Annotated in this window: 12 protein-coding genes; 8 read left to right on the top strand and 4 right to left on the bottom strand. The window is 69.5% G+C overall.

The annotated features are described in order from the left end of the window. The 8 genes from MT347_RS16940 to MT347_RS16975 form a co-directional block, all read left to right on the top strand. On the top strand, positions 1-622 hold a 622-nt coding region (locus MT347_RS16940), incomplete at its 5' end, for a hypothetical protein (RefSeq protein WP_243502562.1). Positions 623-723: 101 nt separating this feature from the next. Beyond that, on the top strand, positions 724-2,226 hold the full coding sequence (locus MT347_RS16945) for a hypothetical protein (RefSeq protein ID WP_243502563.1): 1,503 nt from the start codon (positions 724-726) through the stop codon (positions 2,224-2,226). Positions 2,227-2,229: 3 nt separating this feature from the next. Beyond that, positions 2,230-3,741, top strand: coding sequence for an SCO6880 family protein (locus MT347_RS16950; protein ID WP_181065741.1), 1,512 nt, complete (start codon positions 2,230-2,232; stop codon positions 3,739-3,741). A gap of 478 nt (positions 3,742-4,219) precedes the next feature. Beyond that, a complete protein-coding gene (locus tag MT347_RS16955) occupies positions 4,220-5,800 on the top strand; it encodes an ATP/GTP-binding protein (RefSeq protein ID WP_243502574.1) in 1,581 nt (526 codons plus the stop codon). Continuing rightward, positions 5,797-5,991 (top strand): hypothetical protein, encoded by a 195-nt coding sequence (locus MT347_RS16960; RefSeq protein ID WP_104277468.1) that lies wholly within the window; start codon positions 5,797-5,799, stop codon positions 5,989-5,991. The genes MT347_RS16955 and MT347_RS16960 overlap by 4 nt, the downstream gene beginning before the upstream one ends. Then, on the top strand, positions 5,988-6,200 hold the full coding sequence (locus MT347_RS16965) for a hypothetical protein (RefSeq protein ID WP_104277469.1): 213 nt from the start codon (positions 5,988-5,990) through the stop codon (positions 6,198-6,200). Before MT347_RS16960 ends, MT347_RS16965 begins: the two co-directional genes overlap by 4 nt. Beyond that, positions 6,200-8,017, top strand: coding sequence for a type IV secretory system conjugative DNA transfer family protein (locus MT347_RS16970; RefSeq protein WP_159424208.1), 1,818 nt, complete (start codon positions 6,200-6,202; stop codon positions 8,015-8,017). Before MT347_RS16965 ends, MT347_RS16970 begins: the two co-directional genes overlap by 1 nt. Next, a complete protein-coding gene (locus MT347_RS16975; protein WP_159424207.1) occupies positions 8,014-8,493 on the top strand; it encodes a DUF4913 domain-containing protein in 480 nt (159 codons plus the stop codon). Before MT347_RS16970 ends, MT347_RS16975 begins: the two co-directional genes overlap by 4 nt. A gap of 58 nt (positions 8,494-8,551) precedes the next feature. Here the strand turns inward: MT347_RS16975 and MT347_RS16980 are convergent, their stop codons facing one another. The 4 genes from MT347_RS16980 to MT347_RS16995 form a co-directional block, all read right to left on the bottom strand. Continuing rightward, positions 8,552-9,907, bottom strand: coding sequence for a hypothetical protein (locus MT347_RS16980; RefSeq protein WP_146084500.1), 1,356 nt, complete (start codon positions 9,905-9,907; stop codon positions 8,552-8,554). A 31-nt stretch (positions 9,908-9,938) separates the two neighbouring features. Further along, the gene (locus tag MT347_RS16985) at positions 9,939-11,651 is read right to left on the bottom strand and encodes a relaxase/mobilization nuclease domain-containing protein (protein WP_159424206.1); all 1,713 of its coding nucleotides are present in this window, start codon (positions 11,649-11,651) and stop codon (positions 9,939-9,941) included. Beyond that, on the bottom strand, positions 11,648-12,301 hold the full coding sequence (gene mobC / locus MT347_RS18570; protein WP_374206550.1) for a plasmid mobilization relaxosome protein MobC: 654 nt from the start codon (positions 12,299-12,301) through the stop codon (positions 11,648-11,650). Before mobC ends, MT347_RS16985 begins: the two co-directional genes overlap by 4 nt. Positions 12,302-12,988: 687 nt before the next feature. After that, a complete protein-coding gene (locus tag MT347_RS16995) occupies positions 12,989-13,420 on the bottom strand; it encodes a hypothetical protein (protein ID WP_243502564.1) in 432 nt (143 codons plus the stop codon). Positions 13,421-13,599: the final 179 nt, after the last annotated feature.

Here is a 13,599-nt window from a genome sequence, read left to right on the forward strand (position 1 = left end):
TGGTGGCGGGCAGCAGAGCGCGCCCGCCACCACCGCGACGCCGACGAGCGCGGCGACGCCCGAGGCCGACGCGGACGCGGACGCCGCAAGCGTCTGCGGACTTCCCGGGTACGAAGAGAGCGGCACCCTCACCGCCGCCCCCGTGACCGAATGGACCATCGTCGGCACGATGGCCGCTCCCGGAGGCGCCGACGTCGGCCCGGGTGTGACCGACAGCGACGGGCTCCGCCGCTGCTACGCGCACACGGTGGAGGGTGCCCTGTTCGCCACGGCGAACATCTGGGCGATGGGTACCAACGGAAGCCTTGGCGACTCCATCACCGACAAGCTCTCGGTCCCCGGGCCTGGCCGCGATGCGGCAATGGCTCGCCAAAGCTCCAACACAAGCAACGGACTGAGCGCTCAGATCATCGGTTTCAAGACGCTGGCCTACACCGGCGACGCCGCGACGATCGATATCGCGTTCCGCCTGAACACGGGAGTACAGATGAGTATCGCAACGGAGCTGCGCTGGTCGGAGGGCGACTGGAAAGTCCAGCTCACCGACGACGGCCAGAGCTCCTACCGCCCGGTCACCCTGCAGAGCCTGGGTGGCTACGTGCCATGGGCGGGTGTTGAGTGAACCCCGCCGCCGCTACGGACGCCCCCTGCGACTTCTGGGACCTCGGATGCCAGGCCGGTCAGGGCCTCGGTGAAATCGTCTCTCAGGCATCGAACGATGCCTTGCAGCAATTCGTGAACAACATCCTCGAGGGCTACGGCAAAGCGATTGTCTCGCTAGGCACCCTCTGGGTGAACGTCCCCTCCCCGGTGACCGTGGTCGACAGGGGAGGCGGCGTCAACGGCGGCGGAACCCCGCCGCTGCCTGAGGCTTTCGAGACGATCCTCGGTTACGTGACGTGGGTCGCCGCGGGCCTCGCCGTCATGTCGCTCATCATCGCTGGCGTGATGATGAGCAGCCGTCGTCGCCACGGCGACGGCGAGGCGCACATGGGCCGCATCGGCGTCATCATCCTCGCCGTGTTCCTGCTCTCCTCGGCATCCGCGCTCGTAGCTGGGTTCCTCCCGCTGGCGATGCACCTCAATGAATCCTCGAGCGTGGTCGGCTGGGTGCAGGGGCAGCTCGAGTGGTACGCCGGCGGCCTTGCAATCCTCTCGATCCTCGTCGCCGCGGGCCGCATGGTCTGGACGCAGCGCGCGGGCGAGCTGCGCACCCTCGCCCGCTCCGTGCTGACGCTGATCGCTGTCGCCGGGGCCGGCCTCGTCGTAATCCGTCTCGCCACGCAGGCGGGTGACGCCTTCTCCATCTGGATCCTCAACAACTCCACCAACTGCGACGTCACCAACGGTGAGAGCAACTGCTTCGGCACCAACATTTTCGCGATGATCAGCCTCACCGCGACCGCGCCCATCGGCCTGATCGGTCTGTTCTTCCTCGGCATGCTCGCCGTCCTGATGACCTATATCCAGATCGCTCTGATGATCTTCCGCGGCGCGATGCTCGTCGTCCTCGCCGGCATCTTCCCCATCGCCGCGGCCGCGACGAACACCGAAATCGGTCAGCAGTGGTTCAAGAAGGCGATGGCCTGGACTCTCGCCTTCATCCTCTACAAGCCCGCCGCCGCGATCGTCTACGCGATCGCGTTCCGGATGACCGGCACCGACCTGTTCAAGTCGGACGGCACTGGCCTCTTCCAGATTGTCACGGGCCTCGCACTGATGCTGATCGCGCTCATTGCCCTACCTGCGCTGATGCGCTTCCTCGTTCCTGCTATCGCCTCGGTTGGTGGCGGCGGCGGCGCAGGACTCCTGCTCGGCGCAGCAGCGGTGAGCGGGGCCGGAGACATTGCCACCGGTGCGATCCGGGCTAGCAACGGGGGCGGAAAGTCCGGAGGCGGAGGCGGCGGCTCGTCGACGAACGGACCGACCGGAAGTAACTCCTCTCCGGGATCGCCAGCGTCGTCATCCGGGATGGGTGCCGCGGGTGCGGCGCCTACCGGCGGTGCGGGAGCTGCAACAAGCGGAGCGGGTGCCGGAGCGGGTGCCGGAGCGGGTGCCGGAGCGGCAGCCGGAGGCGGAGCGGCCGCAGGTGGCGTGGCCGCCGCTGGGCCGATCGGCGCCGGTGTCGCCGTCGCGATGAAGGCCGCCGAAGGCGCCAAGCACGCGGCGGGAGCCGTGAAGTCGGCCACCGACGACGCCACGGGCAGCAATCAGAACGGGAGCTAGACCATGACCACTACCGCACCTGAGCCGGTCAAGGCTCGCACCTACGGCAACTGGCGAAAGCCCCAGACCGCCGGCCTCGGCGGGCTCGGGCAGCTCGCCACCCTCGTGATGTTCGTGGGCATCTTGTCCTCGATCGTCGCGTCCATGTTCGCCGGCCTCGGGCCGGCACTCATCGTCGCTGGGATCTTCGGCGGCATCCTCCTGACCGTCTCGGTCAAGGACAAGCACGGGCAATCAGCCCTGGGAAGGACGGTGGTCCGCGTGAACTGGTGGCGCACCAAGAGCAAGGGAGCGAACATCTACCGCTCCGGCCCGATCGGCCGCGCGAAGTGGGGGACGTTCCAGCTGCCTGGCCTGGCCGCACCCTCGCAGCTCACCGAGCACGAGGACTCCCACGGCCGCCGGTTCGCGCTGATCAGCACCCCCATGACGAAGCACTTCACCGTGGTCCTGGCGACGGAGCCGGACGGCGCCGCGCTGGTGGATCAGGAGCAGATCAACAACCAGGTCGCGGAGTACGGCATCTGGCTCGCCAACCTCGGAGACGAGCCCGGTATCGAAGCCGCCTCCGTCACTGTCGAGACGGCTCCGGACACCGGCACCCGGCTGCGCGGGGAGGTCGAAGGGTCGATGGACCCCGACGCCCCGCTATTCGCTCGAGCGATGCTCGCTGAGGTCGTGGACAGCTACCCGGTCGGCTCCGCGACCATCCGCGCGTACATCGCGCTCACCTTCACGGCCACGGCTCGGATCGGCGGAAAGCGCCGCAACGCCAAGGAAGTGGCTGCGGATCTTTCCGCGCGCATTCCCGGCCTGACGAACTCGCTCGCAGCGACCGGCGCCGGTGCTGCTCGGCCTCTGAACGCGCAGGAGCTGTGCGAGGTCATCCGCACCGCCTACGACCCCGACGCTGCGGTGCTGATCGACCAGGCCCGCGCTGCGGGCGAGACAGCCGACCTCTCCTGGACCGACGTCGGCCCCGCCGCGGCCGAAGCCCACTGGGACTCCTATCGGCACGACGGAGCCGTGTCGACGTCGTGGACGATGACCGCCCCGCCGCGCGGCGTCGTGCAGGCCGGCATCCTCGCCCGTCTGCTCGCCCCGCATCGCGACATCGCCCGCAAGCGCGTCACCCTGCTCTACCGCCCCATCGACCCCGCCCGCGCCGCAGCGCTCGTGGAAGCGGACCTCAACGCTGCACAGTTCAACTCCTCGGCCTCGACCAAGCCGACCGCGCGCTCGACGCTCTCGACGCGCTCGGCGCAGGCGACAGCCGCGGAGGAAGCCTCCGGCGCCGGGCTGATGAACTTCGGCCTGATCGTCACCGCCACGACGATGCAGCGCACGCAGGAGCCCGAAGCGCGTGCCGCCGTCGACTCCCTCACCTCCGCCGCACGGCTGCGGATGCGACCGGCCTACGGATCGCAGGACTCCGCCTTCGCCGCCGCGCTCCCGCTCGGCCTGGTCCTCCCGCGGCACCTGCGCATCCCCAACGAGGTCCGAGAAGCGCTGTGACCTCGATGAGCGCGCAGGGGACGGCACCGGGCGAGTGTCCGGTGCCGTCTCCGCTTAAGTCCCACCGCCCCGCCCCGATCACTGCCGGAGGTTCCCAGTGAGCATCATCAGCACCAAGTTCTTCTCTCGCCACCGCGACGAGACGCCCGATGACGTCTCCACGGATGCCGACGAGCTGCCCACCGGCGCCGGCGGAGTCGATGAGGAGCAGGAAGCTCTCGACGTCGACGTGTTCGACACGGCCGTGCCCACGGGTGCGGTCGGTGCTCCGTCGACGGCGGAGGCCGCGTCGGCGTCGATGTACAGCCGTGCCGGCTCCCGCCGAGCCCGCAAAGAGGAGGAGGAGGCTGCTGCGGCTCGCGCTGCGGCATCACCGCTGGCGCGGGAGAAGCCCTCGAAGCGGTCGCGGAAGAAGCGGGCGATCCCGCACCAGGGCGGCAAGCAGAAGGTCGAGAAGAACGTCGCGCCGATCCGGCCGATGCGCCCGACCTCGACGGGGTGGCTGGGACGTGGCGGCGGGCAGGCCGTCTCGATCCAGCCCGCCGATGAGTTCCGCGCAACGACCGTGCAGGTGTGCGGGCTGTACCCGTTCTCGGTCGGCACCGGAACTCCCATGATCGGCGTGCCGCTGGGGAAGAACCTCGCCACCGGGGCGTCGGTGCTGTGCGATCCGATCAGCTGGTTCCAGCGGGCGCAGCTCATCTCGAATCCGTCGATGTTTGTCCTCGGTAAGCCGGGCCTCGGGAAGTCCTCGCTCACCCGCCGCATGGCGACCGGGCTCGCCGGATACGGCACCCTCCCGCTGGTCCTCGGTGACTTGAAGCCCGACTACGTGGACCTGATCCGCGCCCTCGACGGCCAGGTCATCACCCTCGGCCGCGGCCGCGGCTACCTCAACATCCTCGACCCGGGCGAGGCGACGGTCGCCGCGCAGCGACTCCGCGACGACGCCGACCAGGCCCTCGAGCGCGCCTCCGAGCTCGACGCTCGCGGCGAGAACTCGGCGGAGGAGCGCAAGCACGCGGTGAAGTCGCAGCGCCTCGCGTCGCAGGTGCTCGCGGACGCTCACGGCCGCCGGCACACGATGATCGCGGCGTTGCTGACGATCCTCCGCTCCGAGCCGCCGAGCGACCGGGAAGAGACGATCATCGACCGGGCGCTGAAGTACCTGGACGAGACGCACGAGGGCATCCCCGTCCTCGCGGATCTTCTGGCCGTGATCCAGGCAGCGCCCGACGAGATTCGCCAGGTCGCCCTCGACCGCGGCGACCTCGCCCGCTACAAGGCGATCACCGAGAACCTCGAAGCCTCCCTCATCGGCCTCACGACCGGCGGCCGGCTGGGCGAAATCTTCTCCCGCCAGACCACCACCCCGATGCGCCGGGATCGCCCTGTCGTCTACGACGTGTCCTCGATCGATGACTCCGAAGGCGATCTGCAGGCCAGCATCCTGCTCGCCTGCTGGTCCGCCGGCTTCGGAACGGTCAACGTCGCCTCCGCCCTCGCAGAAGCGGGGCTGGAACCGCGCCGGCACTACTTCGTGATCCTCGATGAGCTGTGGCGGGCGCTGCGCGCGGGCAAGGGCATGGTCGATCGCGTCGACGCGCTCACCCGCCTGAACCGTGCCCGCGGTGTCGGCCTGGCGATGATCAGCCACACGATGAGCGACCTGCTGGCCCTCTCCTCGCAGGAGGATCAGATGAAGGCCAAGGGCTTCGTGGAGCGCTCCGGCATGGTGATCTGCGGCGGGCTCCCCGGCGCGGAAATGCCGCTGCTGACCTCCGCAGTGCCGATGTCGAACGCGGAACAAGCGATGCTGACGAGCTGGCAGGACCCGCCCGCGTGGGACCCGGTATCGGGACATGAGTCGGAGCCTCCCGGGCGCGGCCGGTTCCTGATCAAGGTGGGCGGCCGGCCCGGTATTCCGATCCGGGTGCAGCTGACCAGCGCCGAGCTCGACGTCAACGACACCAACAAGCTCTGGCACACCACCTCCCGTGCCGGACGCGCGAACGAGCCGCTGGCGACCGATCCGGTCGTGGTGGAGATCCTGCCGTGAACCTCTGGCTGGGCTTCGTCGGAGTCGTGATTTTCGGCCTCGGCAGCCTGTGCCACGTCGTCGTGCAGGGCACCGACGTTTGGACGCAACGCACGTTGACCCGGCCACACGCGCTCTCGATCGCCGGCTGGCTGTTCACCGCCGCCGGCGCGGCGACCGTCGCCGCCGTGATGATTCCCGCGCTGCCATGACCTGCCCCTCGACCCTCGCGTTCGAGGGCTACCTGTGGTCCTGCGTCACCAGCTCGCCCTGGCATGAGTTCCACGCCGCGGACCTTCCGATCGAGTTCGTAGAACGCGGTCTTGCCCTCGTGCACTGGGGCACCACGCAACAGGCACCCGACGACGACCCGACCCCGCGGTGGGTCGGCCCGATCTACACGACCGAGAGGACGAACTGATGAGCATGACCAACAACCGCCGCAGAGAGCCGGGGAAGGCCGGCGGCGGGTTCGGGATAGCGATCGCGGCCGGCGGTGCACTCGTGGTGATCCTGGGGCTGTACATCGCGATTCGCGTCGGATCACAGGCGGACGGGGTCAACCCCGACATGAGCACCGACCCCTCGAACTTCGTCAGCGTCGTGGTCGACGTGTTCCGCGGCCGCCTCGTCTGGCCTGCGACTGCGACGTGGATTGCGGGCGGCATCGGCGCCGTTCTCGTCGTGCTGGTCGTGTTCTTCCTGCTGATCAAGTCCAGCGGCGGCAAGCACCGCACCCCGCTCGACTGGGCTGCCCGCCACATGGCGACGCCGAGCGAGCTGCGTCAGATGCGCGGCAAGGAGGCCAAGCAGAAGTCGGCGCGTCTCGGTGTGCCCGACTCCTTCGGCGTCCCTGTGGGGGCGCTGCTGACGGACGGCCGTCCGCTCTACGCCTCGTTCGAGGACATGACGCTGCTGCTCGCCGGTCCCCGTGTGGGCAAGTCGACGTCGTTCGTCATCCCGGCAATCGCCAATGCGCCGGGCGCGGTCGTCACGACGTCGAACAAGCCGGACGTGCTCTATGCGACGCGGGACCTGCGTGCGCAGGCCGGCAACGTCTGGGTGTTCGATCCGCAGCGGGTCGCCGTCGAGCCGGCGTCCTGGTGGTGGAATCCGTTGTCCTACGTCACCGACGACACCAAGGCGGCCAAGCTCGCGCAGCACTTCGCGTCGGGGTCGAGCGAGCTCGGCGCACGAACCGATGCGCACTTCGAGCCCTCCGGCCGCGAACTGCTCGCGGGCTTCCTTCTGGCGGCGGCGATCGACGGCCGCCCGATCACCGACGTCTACGAGTGGACGACGACCCCGGGCGACGAGACGGCCGGCGACATCCTCGCAGCGAGTGAATGGACCCTGATGGCACGCAGCGTGCAGGGCTCCTCCCGCCTCGAGCACAGGGAGCGCGGATCGGTCTACTCGACAGCCCGCCGCATGGCGTCCTGCTTGAAGGACTCCGGCACCCGGCAGTGGGTGAACCGGCAGGGCGAGAACGACCCGCGCCCGGAGTTCGATCCGGCCGCGTTCGTGCGCTCGACCGGGACGCTCTACAGCCTGTCCAAGGAGGGCGCCGGCAGCGCCGGCCCTCTCGTCCTCGCCCTGACCGCCGCGACGGTCGAGGCGGCAGAGGAGCTGGCAGCGGTGTCGCCCGGCGGCCGGATGCAGACGCCGATGCTCGGCGTGCTCGATGAGGCCGCGAACGTCTGCCGCTGGCGGGACCTCCCCGACCTCTACAGCCACTACGGCTCCCGGGGCATCCCGATCATGTCGGTGTTCCAGTCCTGGTCGCAGGGCATCGGGGTATTCGGCAAGGAGGGCATGTTGAAGCTCTGGTCGGCCGCGAACGTGAAGCTCTACGCCGGCGGAATCTCCGAGCCGGAGTTCCTGGGCATGGTGTCCGATCTGATCGGCACCTACGACCGCGAGACGACCTCCGCGAGCATGAACAAGGGCGTGCGCTCGACCACCACCGCGTTGAAGCGAGAGAAGATCCTCGACGTCGCGGAGCTGGCGACGCTCCCGATCCCGCGGAAGGGACGCAAGACCGGTCGAGCGATCATGATGTCCTCCGGCTCCCGTGCAGCGATGCTGCGCACGGTGCCGTGGTTCGACGGCCCCAAGGAGTTCGTCGCGGGTATCAACGCATCGATCGCGCGGAACCAGCCCGGCGGCGCTGCACCGGCAGCACCAGCACCGGCGCCGGTCGCTGACCGGCCGCTCGCCCCGGTGGAGGGATCATGAGCGACATCTACGGCGGCGTGGACGACGACGACCTCACCCCGGGACCCTACGAGGGCGCAGAGGAGGAGCCGACGACGTTCTTTGGGTCAGCGGATGAGTTCGTGCGCAAGCAGCTGATCGGCACCTACCGGCGCCGCGTCATCCGGGGTGGCTCCGGCAGCGGACTGCGCTGGAAAGCCGCCTGGTGGTCGAGCGCGGAGGCGCAGCAGCGCATCGAGGCCCTGTGGCGAGCGTGGGAGGCCGCCAGAGCCGACGAGAAAGCCGGGATGAGCACCTGGTGGATCAACCACTGCGATCCGCACATGACCGCTCTGCTCTCCCCAGACGGGCCGTTCGCGGACTCGCAGGACGAGAACCGGGTCGGGGAACCTCTGCCCTACGAGCTTCCCGTCGAGGGCCTGTTCGAGCCCGACCGTCAGCCGCCGCTCTACACCGAGCGGACGACCGAGGGAGAGCCTGCGGGCACCAACGCCTGAACGGCAAAGAAGAAGGGGAGCACCAGTCGGTGCTCCCCTTCTTCGCACGTGGTGGCGGTTACCTGCTGAGGTCCCCACGGTCGGCGCCCTGGCCGCGGCCGCGGGTGCGCCGCGTCGACGGGACGGTGCTCGTGGCCGCCTTCGAGGTCACCGCGGAGCTGGCCGGGGTCGCGTGGGCGCTATCAGCGCTCATCCGCGCTTCGATCAGGTGCGGCGGGACTCCCTTGGACTCCATCGCGTGAACGGTGGCCTGTCGACGCTCCGAGCTGTCGTAGGCCACCTCGCCCGCCTCGCGCGCCGCTGACGCACGAGGATCGGACGCCGGGGTCGTGGGGTCGCCTGAGGTGCCGTTGGCGCTCTGAGCGGCGTCCTGGCGCTCGGCGGGGGCGGTGTCGCGGTAGAGCTGCGCCTGCGCCCGGGCGTCGGCTGCGAGCTCGCGCAGCTCGTCCGGGCTCGCGTGCTCGGTGCCGCCGGCGGCGGCATCGCGGTCGTAGTCGTTGGCGCGCGCTTCCAGCTCGGCAGCCATGACGGCCTGGCCGTTGTCGACGTCGGCCGCGCCGGGAACCTCTCGAGCTGCTGCGTCGGATCGGGCGTCGTTGGCGCGGTCGAGCCGGTCCGCCTCAGCGATGAGCACCTGCGCCTCGGTCAGTTCGGTGCCGGCACGCGCGCGCTCGGGAGCAACAGCGTCCTTCCACTCCTCGACCAGTGCAGCACGAGCGGCTGCGACGGTCGCGGGGTCCGGCGTGGACACCTGGCCGGCGTCGTTCCAGTCGATCGACGTCTGGACGCGGTATCCCTGGAACCCGGCGGGGTCCGTGTCCCGCTTCCACTCCTCGGCCACCGACAGCTCGACAGTCGCGACGTCGCCGGCGAGAGCGGCGCGGTAGTCGGTGATGAGGGCGCGCTGCGCGCCGGTGTCCGGCTCCGTGCGGTCCCCGACCTGCATGGTGAGACGGTCCTCGTCGTGGCGGTGGTAGTGCTCCGGCGCAGACGTGGCCGCCCATTCCTTCGCCAGATCCAGCTCGGACTTTCCGCGGGTGGCGGCGTCGCGCAGGACGGCAGTGTCGACGCCGTAGCGCTCCATCACCTCGCGCTGCACGACGGCCGCGGCACGCTCCGCGATGGGGTCCTGGCCCTTCCACGCCTGAGCCGTCTCCGCGACGCGGGCGACGTCCTGGATGCTCGCGCGATCCCACCACTCCGGCCGGTCCACGACCTGCAACGTTGCTCGTGCGGCACCCCGCTCGGCGTCGAACCGCGCAGCGAGCTCGCGCGCCTGAGCTGCCGATCGAGCCTGCGCGTCGCGCGCCAACTCCTCCCGCAGGCGGGCGAACTTCTCGCCCATCTGCATCGCGATCGTCAGTGCTACTCGAACGTTCTGACCGACCTCCTGGCCGACCTCATCGTCACTCATGACTTCCTCCCCCTATGGCTGTCGTGCCTGGTTATCGGTCGAGTCCGCCGCGGTCGTGACCGGGCTTCTCGCGGGCGTCTCGGGCGCGCTTGGCGAGGAGCGCATCGGCGCTCTCCTGCTCGCGCGGCGTGAGCTTGGTCGGCACCGGGCTCCCGGTCGGGAACGACGCGGCGACCGCCTCGCGCGACTGCCGCAGCTCGGGCGGCAGAGCGGCCCGCTGGGCCTCCCACGCCTCGGCCTTGTTCGCGGTGTCCTGCTTCGTGTAGCTGTCTCGCACTGCTGTCAACTGACCGCGGAGCGTCTGCGACAGCTCGCTCATCCGACGTGCGTCTCCGGCGGCCTTGTGCGCCGAAGCGATCGCGTGAGTCATGCGGGCGAGCTGGTGCAGCAGCAGCAGCTCAGCGGCCGCGTTCTTCTTCTTGCCGGCGGCCGCCAGGATCAGCGCAGTGGTGTGCGCGCTCGAGGGCATCGCTGCGGGTCGCGGTCGCGTCTCGTGGGCGCGCAGGTGTGCCGACCGCGCGAGCGATCGCGCAGCGTCCGCGAGCGGTCCGGGGGTGGGTTCCATGCGCCTCGACCACGCGGCGTAGGCGCCGGCCGTCTCACGCGCCACGTGTGCCCACGTCGACCGGTCGGACGGGTCGACGGAGTTGATGTACTGGTGCAACCGGTCCATGTCGGCGGCGTACTTCGCGAACAGATCGGGCGAGGGCTCGGCAACCTCGCGGCCCGGGTTCACCGGCTGATAGCGCCACGGGTTCTTCGACGTCGCGCGCCATTCCTCGGCCGCTTCTGTCGCCTTCAACGGCTCGTCCGGCCACCCCTCGCGCAGTCGCGGGAGGGTCAGGTCGCGCGCGAGGGTCCCGCCGCCGTGCCAGCGCACGGGCTCGTCCTTCTCGGGGCGCAGCGCCACGCTGTAGCCCTGCACAACGTCGTTGCGGCCCACCGCGAAACGCGGGCGCACCAGCAGCCCCTCTTGACGCATCCGACGCACGAACTCGCCCTCATCGACGCTGGACGATGCAGCAGCGCGGACGCTGCGCTCGAGGCGGCGCACGTCGGGCTCAACCGCGTTGCGTGTGCGGGCCGCCTCGCGGGCTCCGGGGACGATCCCGCGCTCTCCGAGCTCACGCCCCTCGGGGTGCAGCTGCGTCAGACCGTGATCGCGTTCCAGCTCACGGCTGACCTTCTGAGCGAGCCGCTTGTCGTAGGGGATGTGCGCCTTCGTCCCGTCCTCGCGCACGAGGGAGACGGCGATGTGGATGTGGTCGTTGCCGTTCTTCGACGCGCCATGACGAACCGCGACCCATCGCGCGTTCGCCTTCCCGATGTCGTCGCCGGCGAACCCCATGCGCTGCACGAAATCGGTGGCGATCGCTCCCCACCTCTCATCCGTCAGCGTGCCCTCTTCGGCACTGAGAGAGAGCGAGCAGTGCCACACGTGCGCGTCCTGCTTCACGACGGCCTGCTTGCCCGTCGACGGATCCAGGATCGGCTCTCCCGTCGCACGGTCGAACTGCTTCACGGACCGCATGACCTTCGTGCCGTACACCTCGGCCGGCTCGTCAAGATCGCGTGCGATCGCGAGAGCTGCGTCGCGGTCCAGCACCTCGTAGCCGTACAGCGCCATGATCGCGGAGTCGCCAGCGACCAGGTGCTGCTCGGTGTGCTCGTTCGAGCGACCGGGGCCAGCGAGATAGGTCATCAGCCCGCCCATCTGCGAGCCGTAGGTGACGTTAGGAATCACTTGCCGGCCACCGCACGGCACGCTGCGCTGATTTGCGGGACAAGTGCCGCGAACTGCGCTCGGAACTCCTCGACCTGTGCGGGGAACTGCCCCTCGGTGTTCGCGAACCGCGCGAGCTGGTTGAGGTTACGAGCCATGCCGCCAAGGTCAGCGCGAACCTGCATCAGCTCGGCCACTGCGCTCTTCCACTCGGCGTCCGTGCGGACCTGCGCGTTCATCGCAGACTCGAACAAGAGTCGCGGAACCGTGATGTCGCCGGCCACAACTGCGCGAGCCTGCAACGCCGCATCTTCTTCGGCGGTGACGTACACGCGGTAGTACTTCTCGCGTGCCCCCTCGGGTGCGTTCTCGCGCCTTTTCCGAGCGAACAACCGTCGAGGAGTCGACTCCGACACTCGAACCACCCGCCCTTCCCTTGCCAGCGCAGCGAACCCGCCACCCGGCGGGGACCACACCTCTAGTGTGCACCCGGAGCCAGCGCAGCGCCAGCCCGGCAAGCCATTTACCAGCGGTAAACGGACAGCTTGCTCCACAAAACGCTCTGCCCGAGCGTAGCGATGGTGCAGCAAAGCGGCTCCACGAACGGGCATCCGTCGCGGGAAGGAACAGCCTCCGGATGGGCGACGCTGCGGCGCCTTCCGGATGCCCATTTGGGCATGTAGCCTGATCCCATGAGCGACAACACGAGGAACCCAGAGGACGCCGCCGACGCCGCACGCCGGCTGCTCGAAGCGAGTGTCGAGAAGAGAGTCGCAGCGGTGCGCACGATCGTCACCGCCGCGAACGACACTGACACTGCACGCGCGGCTCTCACTGACGCGCAAAGTCGGCACACGAGGGCGTGGGCCGATGCGCTCGCTACCGGGTGGTCCGAGAAGGAACTCCGCGCAGCCGGAGTGCCGCGGCCCGACCAGTCCCGCGGCCGTGCACCTCGTTCGCGTCGCTCACCGGGGAGCGACAGCGCTCCCGGCGACTCGACGGAAAACAGCGCTACGGAATCGACTGACGACGCAGCCTGAGCGACCGGACGATCGCCTTCGTCGGTCCCGCAAGCCCCCACCGCGGTAGGACGGAACACGTAACGTCGACCGTGACGCAGCGACCCCCTCGCTCGCGTCGGAGCCCCCCGCTCGAGCACAGCTCGCGGGGGCTTCTTCGTTCCCGGGCTGATCGCGCCGGCTGCGGTCCGGCCGTCCATCCGACGCTTCACTCTTGCCTACGCTGATCACCCGTCAAGAGCGCTCCGCGTCCCTTCGGGATGCCCCTGCGGGGCACTCCTGACGGCTGCCCATCTCCGGCATCGCGCCGCTTATCGGATGGATGGCCTCGGTGCGTGCTCAGCCCCGTGATCGTAGCTCCGCGGTACGGATCGCAAGTTCCTCGCGAGCCTCGGCGGCGGCGCGCTTGAGTGCCGCCTCGCGCTCCCGAGCTGCCCGCTCGTACTCGTGCTGATCGCGCTTCATCTGAGCGATCACCCGATCCACTTCGTCCTGGTCGATGTTCGCCAGCCGTGCAGCCTCCGCGGCTCGCTCGGCGGCGCGTCGCTGCTGGTCAGCGGCCCGCTCCGCCGCAGCGTCACGACGAGCCTGGTCGAACCGCGAGTGCTCGGTGATGACCTGGCGGATCGCCCAGCCGTAGAACCCGAGAGCGTTGCGACTGGTGAACGTGTCCGGCACGCGGCGACCGTCCCGCGTCAGCCAGGCAGTGATAGCGAACATCAGCCCCTCGACGCTCCACTCGGAGACGTCGATCCCTGACCGCTCGAGCATCCCAACCACGTGACCGACGTGCACACCGCGAGCAAGCCAAGGGATGCGCTGAGCCATCGCAGCGGCGAAGCGTTGAAGTTCAATGGGTCTCGGAACCGCCGGCCGACCGATCGAGCTGCGCCGTGTGTTAGTTCCTCGTCCGGGCTGCTGCGAAGCGGCTTCCAAGCGCGGTCTACCGC

The organism is Microbacterium sp. VKM Ac-2923 (assembly GCF_022815605.1).
GTDB lineage: Bacteria > Actinomycetota > Actinomycetes > Actinomycetales > Microbacteriaceae > Microbacterium.

Bases quoted from the DNA above. Each gene is read 5' to 3' on its own strand.
- MT347_RS16975 (WP_159424207.1), top strand. From the start codon at position 8,014: ATGAGCGACATCTACGGCGGCGTGGACGACGACGACCTCACCCCGGGA.
- MT347_RS16995 (WP_243502564.1), bottom strand. From the start codon at position 13,420: ATGCTCGAGCGGTCAGGGATCGACGTCTCCGAGTGGAGCGTCGAGGGG.
- MT347_RS16970 (WP_159424208.1), top strand. From the start codon at position 6,200: ATGAGCATGACCAACAACCGCCGCAGAGAGCCGGGGAAGGCCGGCGGC.
- MT347_RS16980 (WP_146084500.1), bottom strand. From the start codon at position 9,907: ATGAGTGACGATGAGGTCGGCCAGGAGGTCGGTCAGAACGTTCGAGTA.
- mobC (WP_374206550.1), bottom strand. From the start codon at position 12,301: ATGGGCATCCGGAAGGCGCCGCAGCGTCGCCCATCCGGAGGCTGTTCC.
- MT347_RS16955 (WP_243502574.1), top strand. From the start codon at position 4,220: ATGCGCCCGACCTCGACGGGGTGGCTGGGACGTGGCGGCGGGCAGGCC.
- MT347_RS16965 (WP_104277469.1), top strand. From the start codon at position 5,988: ATGACCTGCCCCTCGACCCTCGCGTTCGAGGGCTACCTGTGGTCCTGC.
- MT347_RS16950 (WP_181065741.1), top strand. From the start codon at position 2,230: ATGACCACTACCGCACCTGAGCCGGTCAAGGCTCGCACCTACGGCAAC.